The sequence below is a fragment of the Desulfovibrio inopinatus DSM 10711 genome, assembly GCF_000429305.1.
In the GTDB taxonomy this organism is placed as follows: domain Bacteria; phylum Desulfobacterota; class Desulfovibrionia; order Desulfovibrionales; family Desulfovibrionaceae; genus Alteridesulfovibrio; species Alteridesulfovibrio inopinatus.
The window spans coordinates 246,827-265,843 of sequence record NZ_AUBP01000002.1 but is presented as its reverse complement, the minus strand read 5'-3'; the positions used below and the strand labels follow the sequence as shown (position 1 = coordinate 265,843).

The following is a 19,017-nucleotide window of genomic DNA, read 5'->3' as shown; positions in this document are numbered from 1 at the left end:
CATCCCCTCCCTGCTCCGTAGCTCTTTCATAATCATCCTGACGTGGAAAGGCTTGGACAAAATTGCGAAAACGTCTTCCGCCATGCACATCACGCAAAACGTCCGGTCTGCTCCACTGGCCGACCGGACGTTTTCATCGCATTCCCTGTCTCTCACCACCACATGTGGTGGCAAGATCACGCTAAATAATCGCTTCGATAAGATGCGGTCCGGGCTCACGAAGCGCGGCCGTAAACGCGTCGAGAAATGCTTGCGTTGTTTCGGCTCGTACCGCCGACACGCCCATGCCTTCGGCAAGTTTGACCCAATCGAGCGACGGATTATGCAGATCGAACAGTGACGCTGCAACTCCGCCTTCGGATGTCGCCTGCATCAGACGTAATTCCTGATTCAATACGGCGTACGACCGATTGGCATAGATGACGGTGACGACATCAAGCTTCTCACGTGCCTGCGTCCAGAGCGCTTGCAGGGTGTACATGGCGCTGCCATCACCTTCCAAACAAACGACCTTGCGGCCCGGTGCTCCAATGGCAACCCCCGTGCTCAAAGGCAGAATATCGCCGATGGATCCCCCCGTCAGCGCAAGATAGTCGTGGGGTGCCGACTGCGCGAGTAACGACGAGTACGGCAAGGTGGATGTAATGCCTTCATCCGTGACAATAGCCTCTTCCGGCAACAATGCCGCTACTATCTGCAAAGCGTTTTGCGCTGTCAGAGGACCATTTCCCGGCAGCGACGGCGGGCCAAACGATGTCAGGGAACAGGTCGGTGGAGACTTGATCGCTTCGCCCAGCGCGACCAAAGCGGCATTGCCATCTTCATGCGGGTGCGACAATGTCAAAATGGCACATGCAGGCGGTGTCAGCCAGCTTTCTTGATCCGGGTAGGCGAAAAACGAAACCGGAGGTTCCGCACCGACAAGCAGAAGTTGTTCAAACTCACCCAATCGACGGAGAATATCCTTCCCGCGGTACGGCAGCCGCTCAACAATTGGCGCACCAGCCCCTGCGCGCATCCGTGGAGTAAACGTATCACAGAACAATGTCGCGCCCACTTTGGCGGCAATGCAGCCGGCTGCGTGGAGTCCTTCCTCATAGAGTACACTCCCACGCATCAGAATTGCTGTTTTCTTTCCGCTGGAAAGCGCCTGTGCAGCGGCATCAATCGCCGCATCGGACACGACTCCCGCCGGGCAGACATCAAGCCGTGGCGCAGGTCGTTCCGCTGGCAACCACGAAGCATCGGCAGGGAGAATTAACGTCGCCACCTGACCGGGAGACTGACGCGCCGCTTGAACTGCGCGGGCAGCATCTACCGCAACATTGCGTGAGCTTTTCGACCGATGCACCCAATGGGAAATGGCTTCGGCAAAACCGACGACGTTTGAGGTCAATGGCGCATCATAGCGCTCATGTGTGGTGGCATGATCACCGACGATATTCACCATCGGCGTTTGCCCTTTCCGTGCATTATGAATATTGGCCATGCCGTTGGCGAATCCCGGCCCAAGGTGGAGCAACGTACAAGCCGGTTTTCCTGCCATGCGGGCATATCCATCAGCCGCACCGGTCACGACGCCTTCAAACAGACAAAGCACCGAACGCATGCCGGGAATATGGTCGAGCGCACAAACAAAATGCATTTCCGACGTACCCGGATTGGCAAAACAGACCTCAATGCCACTATCAACCAGTGTGGCAACAAGCGATTCAGCACCATTCAGCGTCTCGGGCAAGGCAGCATTCCCATCCCGAGAAGAATCTAACGTCATCAATTCACTCCTTGTTTCAAATTCTTCACGCATAGCCCACGACCACGCGTGAGCAATTCATGTGCACTCTCTTGCAAAGGAAATACAGGCGCCCCCGAAACCGACATAACGCCGCCATCGGAAAGCGCAAGGAGCCTTCATGAGCATTTCCCCGACTCGACGAGACACAGGGCTGACAGCTCAAAAATACAAATGGAGAGCGTTCCTCAGAAAAGAAGAAACACGTGTTTACCATGATAAAACCGTAGCGAGGCAAATAACGGCGGTCAAGCTCCTCTGACAAGGATGGCCCTATGAAAGAACACTCTTCCATAGGGCCATTTGAAAACGCAGTACGGATACAGACTGATTGTGTCTCAGTCGTGATTTACCTGCGACGCCAATGCTCCAATCTCTTCAAGAAGTTTTCCTCTGGACTGCGCCAGTTTCTTCCACTTGCGTTTTTCCTTTTTCAAGGCTTCGATGGTATGGAGCAGATTTTGAATGGTGTGCGCGGGGTAGCCGTGTGTAGCACGGCTACCCCCGCGGAGTTCTTCGTCGTTGTTTTGCCTGATAGAGGCAATCTGATTGGCATCGAGAATCATTGAGACCGTATTTTACGCTGTTTTACAAAGCACTTCCATCGCGTATTCCGTCCGATCCTTGTATTCTTCCTGTTTGCCCTTATTCCAGCGATTGACCGGGCGATAGTATCCCACGACACGCGTATAGACTTCGGTTTCCCGATCACATGTCGGACAACGGAACTGTTCGCCATAGAGATACCCATGATTCTCACAGACCGAGAATGTCGGTGTCACGGAGATATAGGGAATCTTGGTCATACTCATGGCTTTCAAAAGGAAACGCTGAATACTCTCTTCGTTGGGAACGGCTTCACCCAAAAAGGTGTGAAAAACCGTACCGCCATTGTAGAGCGTCTGCAAATCATTTTGGTGTTCCAGTGAAAAGAACACATCGGAGCTAATACCAACCGGCAAGAGTGTCGAATTGGTATAATACGGCGTTCCATTGCCGGACGTATAAATATCGGCATACAATGCTTTATCGATCTTTGCGAGTCGATAGCATGTGCCTTCTCCGGGCGTGGCTTCCAGGTTGTACAAGTTTCCTGTTTCTTCCTGAAATTGCACAACAAGACTTCTCAGATGATTGAGTATACGTTTCATCAAGCGCATACCGGAGGGGCTTTCGATGCCTTTGCCCAACAGGTTCATGCAGGCTTCGTGACCACCGATCAAGCCAATGGTCGAAAAATGACCTTTGAAACCATTCTTCAAATACCGCCGAGAAAACGGAAACATGCCTGCATCAAGATTCTTCTGCACCACTTTCCGTTTGAACTCCAAGGACTCACTCGCCAACGAAGCATATTCCGTGATCAAGTCCAGGAAATCTTCTTCGTTATGGGCAAGATAGGCCAACTTGGGAAGGTTCAGGGTCACGACCCCGATGGACCCGGTCAAATCCCCGGCGCCAAACAATCCACCGGTTTTCTTGCGAATCTCTCGCAAGTCCATTTGCAGGCGGCAGCACATGGAGCGCACATCTTCCGGATTCAGATCGGAATTAATGAAGTTCTGGAAATACGGTGCACCGTATTTCGCGGTCATCTTCATGAGAAGTTTCCCTTCCACGGAATCCCAGGGAAAGTCTTCGGTCACGTTATACGTGGGAATTGGAAAGGAGAAAATGCGGCCATCGGCGTCGCCTTCCAACATGATTTCGAGGAACGCCCGGTTGATCATGGCCATTTCCTCGGCATACTCACCATAGGTCGAGTCTTGCAACTCGCCGCCGATAATAACGGCTTCGTTGGCGATGTGTGCCGGGGGTGAAAAATCGAACGTGAAATTCGTGAACGGACTCTGCCCGCCCCAACGAGATGTCGCATTCAGATTATGCAGCAACTTTTGAATCTGTTGCTTTACATCGTTGTAATTCAAGTTGTCGTATCGAATAAAGGGAGCCAGGTATGTATCAACGTTGTTGAAGGCTTGCGCCCCAGCCCATTCATTTTGCAGTGTTCCGAGAAAATTGACTATTTGCCCGCACGCAGCGTCAAAATGCTTGGCCGGTGTCGAGGAGCACCTATCCCGCAAATTGAACCCTTCCAAGAGCAGATCCCGCAAACTCCAACCGGAGCAATATCCTGCGAGTCCAAATGACAGGTCGTGAATATGGAAGTAGCCGTGGGTATGGGCCATGCGGACTTCTTCAGGATATCTTTCCAGCATATACCGAGCCTGAACGGCACCGGCCATGTGCAAAATAAGCCCCTGATAGGAATGGACCATGTTGGAATTTTCATTTACGCGCCAGTCGACATTGTTCAAATAACTGTCCGTTACACCGGCAATGTCCAAATAGGCGGCGTTTTGAGAACGCAGTTCACGACGTTTTTCCCGATAAATAATGTAGCGCTCGGCCACCTTGTACAGCCGTGCTTCCATGAGCACCTGCTGAACCATGTCCTGCACTTCTTCTTGTTCGGGGATGTCGACGTCTGCTTCTTTGAGCTTCTGCTCGACTTTTCTGGCCAATCGGTCCGCAAGTAACGGGTCTTTGATGCCACTTCCATTGAGTGCTTTGAAAATGGCATTGCCGATTCGCTTGGTCGACCAGGTTTCGATACAACCATCACGCTTGAGAATTTTGCTGGGCATAAAAAATCATGACACAAGCAGCGACGCGGAAAGAGCCGGCACAGAAAAAAGTGATCACGGCTTAACTGCTTGATGATGTTGCCGACGCGAGGTCCAACGGCAGAACCGAAAAACCGCGACAACAGTTATATGGTGTGTCCATTCAAGTCCCTCTACGGGCTCCGCGAACCGTAGCGGGCAGGAAATGCTTCAGGCAGGTCTTCTGGCTATCCTCGTATGATCCGCCTTCCCGCCTGACGGCAGTGGCGTTTGAGGATCACACGTCCATGAGGATGACAGCGGCGGGACCGCTCCGGATTTGCACCGGATTCCCTGTTATGGCCTGTGGCCACCTGAAGAACATCGTGGTGAGGCAGGCAAGTACCTCAAGCTGTAGCAGGACGCAAGACGATCCTTCCCCATCCTCATCTCATAAGGGGACCGAAAAATACGCGTTGACAGGGAACCATAAAATTTTTGAAAGCAATTACGAAAAATTTTGCAATATTCCTCATTCAAAGACCCAACCCCCACGAGGGATGTACGCATTCCAGTGGACACCCAAGGAAACCTATGTCGAAAGCACGTGATGTCATTCTCGCAATCGTTTTTTCAGTCGGCACCCTCGCGTTCATCCTGCTCATGATGTTTTCGCCCACATTCTTTGATTGGATGTGGGCGCGGCATCACAATGTATGGAGTTGGTATATCCGCCCCCTGCTCTTGCTGCCGTTTTGTTTCTTTGCCTGGAAAAAATCTTTCGGTGGCATGGCGTTTTCCATTTTTGCCATGGCAACATCCATGGGCTGGTTTCCACCACCCCAAAATCCTGATCCACACGTCACGGCGTTTCTCCAGTCGGAATACGCTTATCTCTACGGCGATATCACAACGTTCACCGTGCTCGGCTGGATTGCGGTACTCGTGACCTACCTTTTCATGGGGATCGCATGCTTCATGCGAAACATCAGGCTAGCCATGCTCATTGTCATTGCAGCCGCCACACTTAAAATTATCTGGTCGCGACTTGAAGGCGGTACGTCAGGATGGGCCATCCTTCCTGCAGCGCTGATTGGCGCGCTCATCTGTGTGCTTCTGCTTTGGGTAATGGGAAAGTATGCAGCGAAAAACAAGCATATGTAGCAGGAAGACACCCATAATCCCAGGTATCTCCATACCAATATTCTCCGGATGTTCGCATTGCAGAAAACAACACGTGGTCCTATCTTGACCCGCCATACTCCCCACGCGTATATATGTTAAAAATAACAACACAACACCGCTCTCCGTGAATCAATCGTATTTCCCTTTCACCACACTCAACACACGCGACGAATCTGCCTGATGTCGTCGCGAAACACATATGAGTACGCAGATGGATAATGCCGAACGTCAGATGCGAAAAGTCGTCGACTTGTGCCTGGATTGTGATTGCTGTCGGTACATGTACGAAACGAATTGCCTATTCTTTCCCAAACTCTATGCCCTTGTCGACCGGGAACAGGAAACAGGAGAACGGATCACAGGAACCGAATTGCGCGAATTGGCAGAGAGCTGCAACTATTGCGCACTGTGCCCCTGCGATGATGTCCGGCAGGATATCCTTTTGGCCAAAACCATGTTCATCGAACGGGATGGCCTCCCGTTGCCCCTGCGCCTTCTTGAAGACGTCGAACGTCTCGGGATATTATGCGGTGCCGCTCCGCAAATTGCGAACGCCCTGTTGCAACACCCGCTTTCCGGAGGATTGATCAGAAAAACCGCCGGTATTCATGCCAAACGCAAATTGCCCCTGATTCCTCGGACAGCGTTTCCCGCCATAGCAAAAAAAGAAGGATGGGATACACGGCCCGCTGCACAGTCCGAAACCAAAGGCAAGAAAGTCGCGTTCTTCTCCGGTTGCACGGCTCGACGCCTTTTCCCGGAAGTTGCCCAGGCCGCAGTCGAAGTGCTGCAACGCAATAATATCACCGTATATTACCCACCGAAACAAGGCTGTTGCGGCATGCCCAGCATGCTGGAGGGAGATCGCCCGACAACGCTTGCCAGTGCAGAACGTACGGTTTCGCTTATGAGCGAACTCATCGACGATGGGTATAGCATTGTCACATCCTGCCCGACATGCGGCTATCTGCTGAAAAAAGCGTTGCCGGAACGAGCCTATTATGCGGAAGAATATCAGGCGCTGGTCGGAGGGACGGACCGAAACCTGATGGTGCCGGAGTTCTCCCCTGCGAAACAGCAGGATCCTGACGCCCCAAAGCTCTGCAATGTCACCTTCAACAATATCCAAGCCGCCCTGAAAACCGTGCCGATTCCTGACGGTATCCTTGGTCGTGTGCAGGAAATGCGCATTCGCACGCTGAGCAAGACGATATACGGCAGTATCATGAAGAATGACGGCTACTTTGCATCGCTTGATCCGCTCAAACGCATCAAGGTATCGCTTAACTGCTTCGACCTTGGAGAATTCCTGCTCTCCTTGCATCGCAACGGAGAACTCTCCACGCAGTTCGGGGCTATTCCAGGGAAAAAAGCTTACTATGCGCCATGCCACCAACGGGAACAAGCTATGGGCATCCCCTATGCCAAACTCATGGAACTCATCCCGGACATCTCCATGGATGCTATCGACAACGTGTCCTACTGCTGCGGCTTAGGCGGCATTATGGGATTCAAAAATGAATTCCATTATACGTCCATCCAAATGGGAAGCCGTTTGATGGCCCATATCAAACACCTTTCTCCGGACCATCTCGTTACCGATTGTCTGAGTTGCCGTTTGCAATTCAACCAAATGAGCGCCTACCCGGTCCAGCATCCCATTGAAGTCTTGCAGGAAGCGTATCTGGCAAGCGATTAGGGGAATACATCCTCCATCGACTTCACCATATATGCGTGCAGTCGATGGGGCTTCCAATGAAGCCTGTATCAATCTGTATACAATGAATCCTACAAAAATTTCATTATATATGCATTGTGATTGAGACACTTCTTATACAATTCTCGCGCCGTAACAATCTAGAATTTTGGGATAAACAGCCATGTGAAATAGTAAACACGCCGATTTCATCGTTATGTGCAAGCGTATGAGGAAGGACGAACCGCTAGCTTTCAGTGGAAGTCCATTTTATAATGCCGTCATGCGCACACCATTCTTTTTTCTTCATATACCGAGAACCGCCGGAACCACGCTCAACTCCATCTTGAAAAATAATTTCGAGGAGCATGAGATTCTATCGATATATCGGGAGGATGATTATAAACAAAAACGCATATTGAGTGCTGAAGAGCGTGACCAACTGAAATTAATTCAGGGTCATCTCTTTTTGCAATCGTACACGCCACCGACAATCTACTCCATACCGGTCAATGTCTTCACATTTCTCCGAGACCCGGTGCAACGCCTCATTTCCGAGTATGTGTTTCTGAAGACATGGCCGAACAACCATCTCTACCGGTATCTCAACGAGAATGGTGTCACATTTTCAGATTATATTACAAGCGATTCTAAAATGCTGCGATACCGTGGAAAGAACTTCATGACGCGCATGATATCCGGTGAAGATTTCGATCTCACCAAATTTCCTCACGAGCCATTGCGCATCGCGAAAGAAAACATCACAACACGATTTGGATTCGTTGGTATACAAGAACGATTCAATGAAAGTTTGCTCTTACTGAAATCATTTCTTGGTCTCGACTCCATCATTTATGAGAAGCGCAATGCACTCCGTCAAGAATTGAAAGAACACATCACACAGAGTGATATCGCCATTGCTGAATCATACAATGCAGCTGACAGAGAACTTTATATATACGCATCAGAAAAATTTTCTGAGACAATAGAAAAACAGGGACCACACTTCGCATTGCAGCTCAAACGATTCAACATCATCATTTCAAAATACAATACCGCATGTGCACTCATTGCTCAACGAGAAGGGCTGAATACGCAAGAAGACATCTCTCTCCCCAAAGATAGCCCGTTGTTCCGCAAGTAATGAGGGCCATTGCATCTTCCTCTTTGGCATCCCCCCATGAATCGAGTAAAAAATATTCGTTATTCAGCGATGCACCAAACACATTTCCATGGACAAGACCTGCCTCTCTCCTTCTGTACGGATGAGGGTCCAGGATTTTGGGGACTCCAACCCGGAATTCTTTATGTCGCACTCTGAGGAAGTAGAGGCCCATCCATATCCCGAGCGTTCTTTCTTCTGGCTCGCGACGTCCATTTTTCTCTGTTATTTGACCGTCGGGCTTCCCCTTCCCGTCATCGCCTTGTTTGTGCATGAGCAGCTCGGACTCAGTAATACCATGGTCGGGCTTGCCGTCGGCATTCAGTTTTTGGCGACGGTCTCCACGCGAGGCTATGCCGGACGGGCGGCCGATACCAAAGGCGCAAAACGCACCGCACTGTGGGGAATGTTCTCTTGCGGATTGGCCGGATGTTTCTATCTCGGCGCGGCGCTTCTTCCCGTCCCCATCTGGGCTCGTTTTGTCATACTGCTTTTGGGACGATTATCTCTTGGCTATGGAGAAAGCCAATTTCTCACCGGCATTCTGGCATGGGGATTCGGCATCATGGGGCCGGAAAGGTCGGGAACCGTGATGTCCTGGAGTGGTGTCGCCGTGTACGGCGCGTTGGCCGCGGGGGCACCGATTGGCCTGGTGCTCTTCAATCAGTGGGGATTTGCAGCACTCGGTGTCTCCACCATGCTGCTGCCGCTCATTGCGCTGTGTTTGAATATCTGGATACGTCCAATTCCCATACACTGTGGTCACCGCGTGCCGTTTCATTCTGTCGTCAGGCTCATCGTGCTGCCTGGGATGGCCCTCTCACTCCAAGGTGTCGGGTTTGCGGTTATCGGGGCGTTCTCTTCGCTCTATTTTCTTGCAAACAATTGGGGAAATGCCGGACTTGCGCTGTCGTTTTTTGGTGGTGCTTTTGTCACAGTCCGCATCCTGTTCGGCAATCTCCCCGACAGAATGGGTGGATTTCAGGTCTCTTTGATTTCATTCGCGATTGAGTGCTTCGGGCTCACCCTGCTGTGGATTGCGCCGCATGCTCTGGTGGCGTGGATCGGTGCGGCCCTCACGGGTGCGGGATGCTCGTTGATTTTCCCTTCACTGGGTGTCGAGGTCGTGCGTATTGCTCCCCCACATATACGCGGCACAGCCATTGGGGGATTCGCTGCATTTCAGGACATTGCCTACGGGCTCACAGGCCCCCTCACCGGTGCCCTTGCGTCGTATGCCGGATTTGCGTCGGTCTATCTCGTCGCGGCCCTGTGCGCGCTGGCAGGGTTTGGAACGACACTGCTCTTTCGCCATAGAGCATCTGCCACGACACACGTTGCATAACGTCGTGGCTTTGCGATGTAAAAACAGCCTGTTATTTCTTCTCTCCATCCCCATCAAGGTGCTTGATGATACGCGCCGGATTGCCGCCGACAACGACATTATCCGGAACATCTTTGGTCACTACGGCACCCGCAGCAACAACGGCATTGCGCCCCACGGTCACACCGGGACAAAGAATAGCTCCACCGCCGATCCAGGCATTTTCCCGAATCGTGATCGGCGTGCCGAGTTCCGGCCCCTTCAGGCGTTCCACCACCTCAACCGGATGGGTTGCTGTATAGAGCGAGACCGACGGACCGAACATGACATTATCCTCAATAAGCACAGGCGCGGGATCGAGAATAATGCAATTGAAATTCATATACACATTGTTTCCCAGAGTAATATTGAACCCATAGTCACAATAAAACGGTGGAGTAATTTCAATCCGCTCACCCATCCCCCCGAGCAGTTGCCCAAGAATATCCTGGCGAAGTTCCGCCTCTTCCGGTGCGGCATGGTTGAAGGCATGCAACAACTTCCGACAAGCGAGACGTGCGGCGACAAGCTCGGGATCTGAAGCATCGTAGAGTCGCCCAGCAATCATGTTCTCTTTTTCTGTCATAAGAGACCTCACTCCTTCGTGGTGGATGTTCGACAAAGCACCTTGGGATGCAGTATGTATACGAAAAAACGAGATATGCCCCAACAAACTTTGGGCACCATTTTCATTTTAGCAACAGCACAGGAGCTTTCACCATGGGTGTTCTTTCCCTAATAAGTGAATATGTACAATCTTTATGGACTATTACAGTATTTATCGCGGTGCTTGTAAGCTGCTGGGGAGGAGTAGCCCACGCTGCAGGCGGCCCATCTCTGACACCACAGCAAATGCAGCAGGCATTCAGCCATGTTGTCTTCCTTAGTCACGTCAATACCGTCGACATGCCGATTTTTCCCGGCGACCCCACCCCGGAATTCAAGCCGCTTTTTAACGTAGAAAAAGATGGGTTTGCCTTGCATTCGATCATGATGGGGGAACATTCCGGTACCCACTGGGGCGCGCCGTCGCATTTCCATACCGATGGAGCCACCGCTGATAAGGTTCCGGCAACATCGTTTGTGTTTCCTGCAGCCGTTATTGATATTCGTGCTCAGGCTGCCAAAAACCCAGACTATGCCCTGACGCTGGATGATGTGCGCGCATATGAAAGAACCAATGGCCCTATCCCCGAGCATGCTATGGTTATTGCCTTCACAGGGTGGCAGGATCGATGGAACGACCCGAAAGCGTTTTTCAACGCCGATGCAGATGACGTGATGCATTATCCCGGCATTGGTATTGAGGCGACGCAATGGCTCATAAAACATCGCCACATCGGCGGTCTCGGCATTGATACCCACGGCGTCGATCCCGGTTCGGATGAAACCTATGCGACCAATACAGCACTATTACAAGACAATCGTATTCATCTGGAGAATCTAGCCGGACTGGAGCAGTTACCCCCAAAAGGTGCATGGATCGTGGTTGGCGGTATTCGTGACGCCGGGGGTTCCGGATCGCCTGCTACAGTGCTTGGATTTCTTCCTGCACCATAGAAAAGACAAAACTTTCATACGTATAGTATAGATACAATTCTTTCATTTATTACTGTAGAGAAAATGTTGTATCACAACTATAAAGTCTAGGAGCGTAGAATATCGCGTTATACTCTACGCTCCTAGCGCATATATTCAGAACACTCCTCCGTACTTCAAGAATACATCAATGAATCGCGCGTTGTAGAAGTGCTCTTCCAGCCCATTTTCTGTCAGAAAAAACATTGAAAAACCCGGATGAGCCAGGGTATACAACGTGGACCCAGCCTCAGGAAGCCACTTTCGACTTCTTTCTTTTTCGAGACTGCCTCATATATCCATATATTCAGCCTCCTTAACAAGGGTGTCTCCCCATGAATCTCAAGAATCGTATGTATTTGTATTTGTTCATTCTCACTGTTGCCACGGCCTTTGGGTTTCAGGGGTGGCGAACGCTTTACAACAACTTTGCGGTGGAAATAGCCCACATCAGCGGGCAAGAAATGGGTATTATCCAGTCTATCCGCGAAGTTCCCGGGTTGCTGACTTTTTTCATTGTCTATCTCTTGCTCACCATAAGTGAGCACAAACTCGCCGCGCTCTCTGTTGCGTTTATGGGGATCGGCATTTCTCTTGTCGGATTTATGCCGAGTTTCTACGGCATCGTGTTCACGACGCTCATCATCTCTTTCGGTATTCATTCCTACTTGGCGCTCAATCAATCATTGACACTGCAATACTTTGATCTCCGCCAGGCACCGATTGTTCTTGGAAGGCTGCGAGGCGTCAATGCCATCGTCAACATCTTTGTCGGTGCCATTATTTTTTGTGTTTCCGATTATATGTCCTATACCAACATGTTCATTTGGATTGGAGTCATCGTTATTCTTGGTGGTCTCTTCGGCACATTTCTCCATCCAAAAAATGTCAATGCCACGGTGCAACACAAAAAAATGGTGTTGAAACGCAAGTATTGGCTCTATTATATTCTGACATTCTTATCCGGAGCTCGTCGGCAAATTTTTGTTGCATTTGCCGTCTTTCTTCTCGTCATCAAGTTCAAATTCACCATTCAAGAAGTCACCGTCTTGTTCATTGTGAACAACATTGTCGCTATGTTCGCCAATCCCCTCATCGGAAAAGCCGTCAACGCATTGGGTGAACGTAAGGTTCTTTCTGTGGAATATCTCAGCCTCATTGTTGTCTTTTTGGTTTACGCATACAGCGACAGCAAGTGGCTCGTTATACTCATGTATATTGTCGACCATCTTGTGTTTAATTTCTCTCTGGCTATCAATACATTCTTCCAAAAAATCGGCGACAAAGAGGACATCGCCTCATCAATGGCCGTCGGTGGTACCATCAATCATATCGCGGCCGTCATCATTCCCGTTCTCGGTGGCTTGGCGTGGACGTTCCACCCCTCTTGGATTTTCGTCGGCGGAGCCATGCTCAGTGTCTGTTCGCTGCTGTTTGTCCAGTTCATTCCCTACGAATATGCAAAGCATCAGCAACGGGAGATTGCATAGCTTTCTGTTTTTCAATGCATATGACGTGCGATGAACTCAGCAAATATAGCTCAACTTCATCGCCGTCGTGTGCAAAGTCTCCGCCTACAAAATCTCATTTTCTCTCTTTAAACATACTGCAACTAACTAATATAACTTATCTTTATCCTGTCTCTGTTCATAACAAAATAAAAAGGTACCTTCACACCTTGACATCCTCCAGTTTATCCATATTCTCTCATCAAATAGTTAGGTACCTTTTCATTTTAATTTCAACCCAGGAGTTACATATGTTTGGACGATGTAAAGAACACCAAGGACGTCGTGGACAAAATCATCACCATGGACACATGGGGCAAAAACGCGGACGCGGCCAAGGCGGGCGACGACACGCACGACGTTGCGATAGCCCACCACCTTGGCATCGAAACACATTCACGCGTGAACAAGAAAACGATGTCATCACAATGGCCCCGGAAACAGAGGAATTCGGCGTATTCGAACAAGCCCGTTGTCCGCTCTGCGAAAACCATTGCCCGCTCGATGCTCCGGCCTGCAAAAAAGGCAAGGCCTATGCCGCATCGGCTTTGCGGAATCAGTAAGGAGGATTCGATATGTCGAATTATGGCTCACCGGTCATACCGGATAACGCGACATTGATCGAACAGTTTCAGAACGTTTCCAGATATATGGCGCGTGCGTTCCACCGACGGGACCACGCGCACCATGCTCAGGGGCGCGTGTTGTCCATCATTCGAGAGCAAGGCCCCATTAATCAGGGTGATTTACTGGAAATGCTCGACGTTCGTTCGTCGTCGCTCAGCGAAGTGCTTGCCAAATTAGAACGCCATGGTTTCATTTCCCGAGAACGCGACGAAACAGACAAACGACGGTTCATCATTTCGGCAACACCGCAGGCCGCAATACCGGGACAAACTGAAGACGATGTCACACCGGCAAGCCTTTTCAATGGTCTGGACGATGAAGAACGCCGCCAACTTGGCGCAATATTAGAAAAACTCGTCACATCACTGAAAAACAACTGCGATGCCGAAGGCCCCTCATGCCGAGGGCGTGGACGTGGTAGAGGGCATCGTGACCATCCCCGCCGAGGTGGTGGTAAAGGATTCCGGAAGGGAAAACCGTAAGCCAACCACACGGCCCGGAAGTCTGCACTCCCAGGCCTGTGTGGTGATAAAAAACAACACTCTGGTGTCGAGCATATTCAGTTTCTATCGAACTCTCCAGATTGCTGAACACACCGACTTCTACGTCGATGTTTATATTCAACCCGCTAAAGTTTTTGAAGATTCTCAAGAAACTTTTTCCAAAAAGTTTCTTGAGCCGCCGGAGGCTTCTTCTCTCTATTCTTTTCTCTACCTGTAGGACGCTCGCAGAATAGCCAACGCGTCGTCTTCGGTCAGGGCCACCGGATCAAGTGTAAACAGGAACCCCATGGTTTCTCGCGCATTCTTGGCGATGGCTTCGAGTTCATCTTCTTTGACACCGAAGTCGGACATTTTCAGATCGGCCACGCCGCATTGTTCCTGCAACGCACCGAGGGCTTCGATAAAATCGTCATGTCCCATGACTTTGGCCATCGTGCTGACGCGATCTGGAACTTTTGTAGCGAAATGTCCGAAATACGCTTTCGACAACATAATAAGCCCGGCACCGTGGGTCAGATTATGATGAAACGCACTCAACGCATGTTCCAGAGAGTGTTCAGACGTGCAACTTGATGTCGATTCCACCATACCGGATAGCGTATTCGCCAGCGCCACATATCCGCGTGCTTCCATGTCGCTGCCATCCTTGACGGCCCGAGGTAAATATTCATTCAACAGACGGATGCTTTCCAGCGCGTAAATATCGCTCACCGGTGTGGCGATATTGGCGATATAGCCTTCGGCCGCATGGAAAAACGCATCAAACCCCTGATAGGCAGTCAGTTGCGGGGGCACCGACACCATGAGTTCCGGATCCACCACAGACAAGACGGGAAACGTGCAAGACAAATCTCCAAAACCGATTTTCTCATCCTTGTTCGTAATAACAGTCCAGGGATCGGCTTCGGTCCCGGTCCCGGCGGTTGTCGTAATCGCAGCAATAGGCAATGCACCATTGGCTACAGGTTGTCCCTTGCCGCTGCCGCCGTGGATATAATCCCAATAATGTCCGGGATTCACGGCCATAATGGCAATGGACTTTGCCGTATCGATAGAAGACCCGCCCCCAAGTCCAATGACAAAATCACACTGATTGTCTTTGGCAACGGCGGCACCTTCCATAACGTGCTCCACAATAGGATTGGGAAGAATCTTATCGTAGACCACGGATTCTACTCCCTGCTCGGCCAGCAGCGCCTGAACGCGCTCCAAATAGCCATACTTCCGCATGGATGTTCCATTTGAAATGACAATCAACGCTTTTTTACCGGGTAATTTTTCCGTGGCGAGCTGATTGAGTTTGCCGGGACCAAACAAAATTTTCGTCGGGATGTAATAGTCAAAGCTCTGCATGGATTTCTCCTTGTCATGTCGTGGGCATGTATTGCGCGAACCCATACTCTGAGTTCGCTGAGTATGCTGCATTTTTTAAAACGATCGACAACAAAGGGGAAGGTAAGATTCCGCCAAAAACGTGCCTATTCCTGCACACAAAGTGTACCTGATCGCCTGAAATTCTCCACGCATTCACGGCCCGAAGATTTCTCAGCATGCAATACTGTGGCATTTCGCTGTAGAGCTTCTCGCGGCGGGTATCCGAAGTGACGTTTGAACTCGCGGCTGAACTGAGAAACACTTTCATAGCCGACATATTGCGCGGCGACACTCACACGCTGACCATGTGCCACGAGGAAATGCCGTGCTTTTTCCAGCCGGATACGTTTGAGATATTGCACCGGGGTGAGCGACGTCACCGCCTTGAAATGTTTGTAAAACGCTCGGGCACTCATATTCACGTTCGTGGCCAATGCCGTCACATCGATCGGAGTGGCATAGTTGTCATGCATATCGCGCAACACCTGACAAATCCGATCATAATGCGATTCACTCCGGGCAACCGAAGCGAGAATATGCCCATTTGCGCCGAGTAAAGCCCGATAGTAGACCTCTCGAATGGCCGGTTTAGCCAATATCTCGGCTTCGCCCCGACTGCCGAGACTTTGCAAGAGACGCCAAAGCGGATCAAGCAGATCATCGGAAAACGATTCCAAATAGGCCATAGGAATGCCCGGAACAGCACGATCTTGATAGGGATACGCATTCCCCATAGCATCAAGAATGTCATGAACATACTCGTGGTCAATGGCAATGGAGATCGCAAGTAACGGTTTCCCATCTTCCGGAAATACTTCGGCCTTCGCCGGAAGAATGGTTGGCACCACAAGATATTGGTCGTGGCCATACGTCAGCACATTCCCACCGAAATAACAGGCCTTAAAGCCCTGGAGAGCAATGCAAAACCCCTGGCTATAAATCAAGGGTTGCTTGGGCATATATTGACTTGCCCGATAGAACGTGACTTCATCCAGAACGGTTTCGGTTGTGCCCTCGTTCACGGCCATGGCGTCAAGTTGGCGAAGAATTTGTGCTCGTATGTCCATTCACGACGTATACGCCATTTCGTTCACCCAAGCAAAGCGGACAGCATCATACGCAGGAGGTTGCGCCTCCAGGGTGAATCAAGGATTTCACCGTGGAGACGCAATCGATGACCTCATGCAGCGTGAATGTTCATCCGTATCGAAGAAAAGAGGAAAAGAGCGCGTGAAAGCGTTGTGAACGTGCAGAATTAGACGGGTTTGACGATTTCAAATACCGTCTTTTTGAGAACGTCTTTACCTTGGGCGCTGTATATATTGTACAAAGTCATGATCGTTGCCTGCGAAAAGACATAATTGCGCAGGGCGTTGAACTTGCGTCCTTTCAGATCGTCTTCGCTCAGTCCGTAGGACTCCACAGCGACTTCTTCCAGAACCGGAATCATCCATTTGGCCGCAGGCACGGTGAGCACCCAATCATGATCGCCGAGGTGGCAAATGAAGCCTTCCATCTGACGCGGAACAGGCAACGTGGCGCCGTCTTCAGCCAACAAGCCGGCAGCAACAGGATCTTTCTCCACAAGAGCGCAGGCTGCTTTAATCCAATTCACCGGACCTTCTTCGTCCTTGGCAAACCCCGGATGGTTATGCGCACAGGCCTGGGCCACACAGACCGACGCCGGCAGACCGCGATGGATGGATTCCGCCACACCAAGCGGGTGGTGCTGACCGGTTCCGGCAAGAGGATGTTCGGTACGCGATTCAGCATTATCACCCCACTGGAATACCCAGGGTTTGTGGAGGTCGTGCAGCACTTGCGATGCAATGATGACATCCCGGTCCATATCGAAACCATATGTTTTTTTATAGGCATCATAGAGGGCCTGAGACAACATCACGTTGGCGGCCGTGTGCGTGACGACACCCCCAGGATAGGCGTGATGACTCGTGTATCCGCTTCCGGGTGCGCTCAAAAACGGTTGCGGAGATTTTTGAGGATCGCCGGCTGGAAGGAAATCCGCTTCGCTGGTTTTTTCCACAAATCCCATACTCTGCATTTTGCCGTAGGCATCTTTGCGCGCTGCCGGATCCATGAGTCCCGTCATCATCGTAGGGGCGGGATTCTCAATGATGTCTTTCACAGATTTACGCAGGGCGGGGTCTTGAATGGAATCAATGGCTGTCATGAGATAAGCGTAGCTGTCCGTTACCAGCTTGGACTGACGGGCCATTTCTTCCGGTGACATATCCATACAGTCGGACACGGAAACTTGCCGAACATCAGCCAGGCTGAACTTCGGAAGCGCAACCACTGCAGCCGTCGTCACAGCACCCATCAACAAAAAATCCCTTCGGCTCACGTCTTGCGGATTCATTGGAAAACCTCCATAAATGAAGAGAAAATTCAAAGAAAAACAGCATAGTGCCAAGGAAGGGATTCTTACATATGTACATAATTCGTACATGCCGTGCACGCGTCCGACCAGTGAAAATTATGTGTCAATAATGCGTCTAGACAGTACAATGCGATGCGGGATTTGTGAGCACGCCCCTGTTCTGCATCGTTTGTAGTGGAGAAGCATATTGCTATTTCGTCAAATATTGTTTGGTACGCCAAGCCGCGACGATAGCGCGGGAGGTCACAGCTCCAACAACAAGCGTCCCGCCGGCGATGGCCCATGGCCCAGGCCGCTCTCCATAGCCCAATGCTACCCAGAGAGGATTGAAAATCGGTTCCAACGTCATGATCAAGATTGCTTCAAGCGCTCCCAAACGCTTGATTGCCCACGAGTACAGCGCAAGCGATATGCCCTGTTGCACAATTCCCAAATAGAGCAGCCCGACGAGTCCCTCCATTCCGGGCAACCCATCACGTAAAAACAGCAGTCCGCATACGGCCGTCAAACCATGCCCCAATATCACCGACTCCACCGGTGACGACGATTTCTGCGCGCGCATGCATAGGGTGAAAACGGCATAGGAGAGGCCCGTCACCATGGCGACGCCATTGCCAATCAGCCCCGTGGGGGACAATTTATCGAGAAAAAAGAGCGCCATACCGATGAGTGTACACACGATAAAAAGCCAATCGCTTTTTCGTGTTTTCTCATGCAGAAACCAAGGTGCCGCCAGGGCTACGTACACCGGTGCGGTATACGCCAATAGAATGGCATTGGCAGATGTCGTCAATTTGGTGGCGACGACATTCGTAATGAGCAAACCGGCATACCCGCACGCCGCGCCGAGTTGGACCGCAGAAAACCCAAACGACAGTTTCCCGCGAAACAGCACCATGAGCGTCAATGCGGCCAACCCACTTCGTACTCCGGTCAGCGCCATGGGATGCATATCGACAAGTTTTATAGCCAACCCCCCGGAACTCCACACCAGAGCTGTCACAGCAAGAAGAAGCATGGCTTTGGTTTTCTGCGTCATACCACAACTCCCATTTCAATCTGAATTGAGCGTTCCTCTAAGCGACAAGACGCGTTCTGGGAAGTGTCGAGTATCGCTTTTCGGTTGGCAAGATGAAGGTGCAACCATGCCCCGAACCGGAGCCTTGGGAGGGAAGAATTGAAGAGAAACGACAAGAAACACAAACTCCTTCACGACCACCCT

Annotated in this window: 16 protein-coding genes and 1 riboswitch; of the genes, 8 read left to right on the top strand and 8 right to left on the bottom strand. The window is 50.8% G+C overall.

Annotation, left to right across the window (positions count from 1 at the left end):
* Positions 1 to 181: 181 nt before the first annotated feature.
* The 3 genes from G451_RS0103510 to G451_RS0103495 form a co-directional block, all read right to left on the bottom strand.
* Positions 182 to 1,774, bottom strand: a complete 1,593-nt coding sequence (locus G451_RS0103510; RefSeq protein WP_051261093.1) for an acetolactate synthase large subunit — start codon at positions 1,772 to 1,774, stop codon at positions 182 to 184.
* A gap of 356 nt (positions 1,775 to 2,130) precedes the next feature.
* Entirely contained in the window at positions 2,131 to 2,358 is a 228-nt protein-coding gene (locus tag G451_RS0103500; RefSeq protein WP_027183168.1) for a hypothetical protein, read from the bottom strand.
* 12 nt (positions 2,359 to 2,370) lie between these two features.
* Positions 2,371 to 4,440, bottom strand: a complete 2,070-nt coding sequence (locus tag G451_RS0103495; protein WP_027183167.1) for a ribonucleoside triphosphate reductase — start codon at positions 4,438 to 4,440, stop codon at positions 2,371 to 2,373.
* 175 nt (positions 4,441 to 4,615) lie between these two features.
* A riboswitch (cobalamin riboswitch) is annotated at positions 4,616 to 4,791 on the bottom strand.
* A 201-nt stretch (positions 4,792 to 4,992) separates the two neighbouring features.
* Here G451_RS0103495 and G451_RS0103490 point away from each other — a divergent pair.
* The 4 genes from G451_RS0103490 to G451_RS0103475 all read left to right on the top strand — a co-directional run bounded on the left by G451_RS0103490 (position 4,993) and on the right by G451_RS0103475 (position 9,786).
* Positions 4,993 to 5,562, top strand: a complete 570-nt coding sequence (locus G451_RS0103490) for a hypothetical protein (RefSeq protein WP_027183166.1) — start codon at positions 4,993 to 4,995, stop codon at positions 5,560 to 5,562.
* 220 nt (positions 5,563 to 5,782) lie between these two features.
* Positions 5,783 to 7,282 carry a heterodisulfide reductase-related iron-sulfur binding cluster gene (locus G451_RS0103485; protein ID WP_084448347.1) on the top strand — a complete coding sequence of 500 codons (1,500 nt, stop codon included), beginning with the start codon at positions 5,783 to 5,785 and terminating at the stop codon, positions 7,280 to 7,282.
* Between the two features lie 226 nt (positions 7,283 to 7,508).
* Entirely contained in the window at positions 7,509 to 8,423 is a 915-nt protein-coding gene (locus tag G451_RS0103480) for a sulfotransferase family 2 domain-containing protein (RefSeq protein ID WP_169727814.1), read from the top strand.
* Positions 8,424 to 8,586: 163 nt separating this feature from the next.
* Positions 8,587 to 9,786, top strand: coding sequence for an MFS transporter (locus tag G451_RS0103475; RefSeq protein ID WP_027183163.1), 1,200 nt, complete (start codon positions 8,587 to 8,589; stop codon positions 9,784 to 9,786).
* Between the two features lie 31 nt (positions 9,787 to 9,817).
* Here G451_RS0103475 and G451_RS0103470 read toward each other — a convergent pair whose 3' ends face one another.
* Positions 9,818 to 10,390, bottom strand: coding sequence for a sugar O-acetyltransferase (locus G451_RS0103470; RefSeq protein WP_027183162.1), 573 nt, complete (start codon positions 10,388 to 10,390; stop codon positions 9,818 to 9,820).
* 134 nt (positions 10,391 to 10,524) lie between these two features.
* Between G451_RS0103470 and G451_RS0103465 the strand changes: the two genes are divergently transcribed.
* The 4 genes from G451_RS0103465 to G451_RS27350 all read left to right on the top strand — a co-directional run bounded on the left by G451_RS0103465 (position 10,525) and on the right by G451_RS27350 (position 13,999).
* Positions 10,525 to 11,364 carry a cyclase family protein gene (locus G451_RS0103465; RefSeq protein WP_211236326.1) on the top strand — a complete coding sequence of 280 codons (840 nt, stop codon included), beginning with the start codon at positions 10,525 to 10,527 and terminating at the stop codon, positions 11,362 to 11,364.
* Between the two features lie 353 nt (positions 11,365 to 11,717).
* Positions 11,718 to 12,872, top strand: coding sequence for an MFS transporter (locus G451_RS0103460; RefSeq protein WP_027183160.1), 1,155 nt, complete (start codon positions 11,718 to 11,720; stop codon positions 12,870 to 12,872).
* A 269-nt stretch (positions 12,873 to 13,141) separates the two neighbouring features.
* A complete protein-coding gene (locus G451_RS27355) occupies positions 13,142 to 13,453 on the top strand; it encodes a hypothetical protein (RefSeq protein ID WP_034640535.1) in 312 nt (103 codons plus the stop codon).
* A gap of 12 nt (positions 13,454 to 13,465) precedes the next feature.
* Positions 13,466 to 13,999, top strand: a complete 534-nt coding sequence (locus G451_RS27350) for a MarR family winged helix-turn-helix transcriptional regulator (RefSeq protein ID WP_051261092.1) — start codon at positions 13,466 to 13,468, stop codon at positions 13,997 to 13,999.
* Positions 14,000 to 14,227: 228 nt separating this feature from the next.
* Here G451_RS27350 and G451_RS0103440 read toward each other — a convergent pair whose 3' ends face one another.
* From G451_RS0103440 to G451_RS0103425, 4 genes are all read right to left on the bottom strand, one after another.
* Positions 14,228 to 15,373: an iron-containing alcohol dehydrogenase gene (locus G451_RS0103440; RefSeq protein WP_027183158.1), complete on the bottom strand. Its 1,146-nt coding sequence runs from the start codon at positions 15,371 to 15,373 to the stop codon at positions 14,228 to 14,230.
* Positions 15,374 to 15,498: 125 nt separating this feature from the next.
* The gene (locus tag G451_RS27345; RefSeq protein WP_051261091.1) at positions 15,499 to 16,461 is read right to left on the bottom strand and encodes an AraC family transcriptional regulator; all 963 of its coding nucleotides are present in this window, start codon (positions 16,459 to 16,461) and stop codon (positions 15,499 to 15,501) included.
* Between the two features lie 188 nt (positions 16,462 to 16,649).
* On the bottom strand, positions 16,650 to 17,774 hold the full coding sequence (locus G451_RS0103430; protein ID WP_027183157.1) for a hypothetical protein: 1,125 nt from the start codon (positions 17,772 to 17,774) through the stop codon (positions 16,650 to 16,652).
* Between the two features lie 211 nt (positions 17,775 to 17,985).
* Positions 17,986 to 18,834, bottom strand: coding sequence for a DMT family transporter (locus G451_RS0103425; RefSeq protein WP_027183156.1), 849 nt, complete (start codon positions 18,832 to 18,834; stop codon positions 17,986 to 17,988).
* Between the last annotated feature and the right edge of the window lie 183 nt (positions 18,835 to 19,017).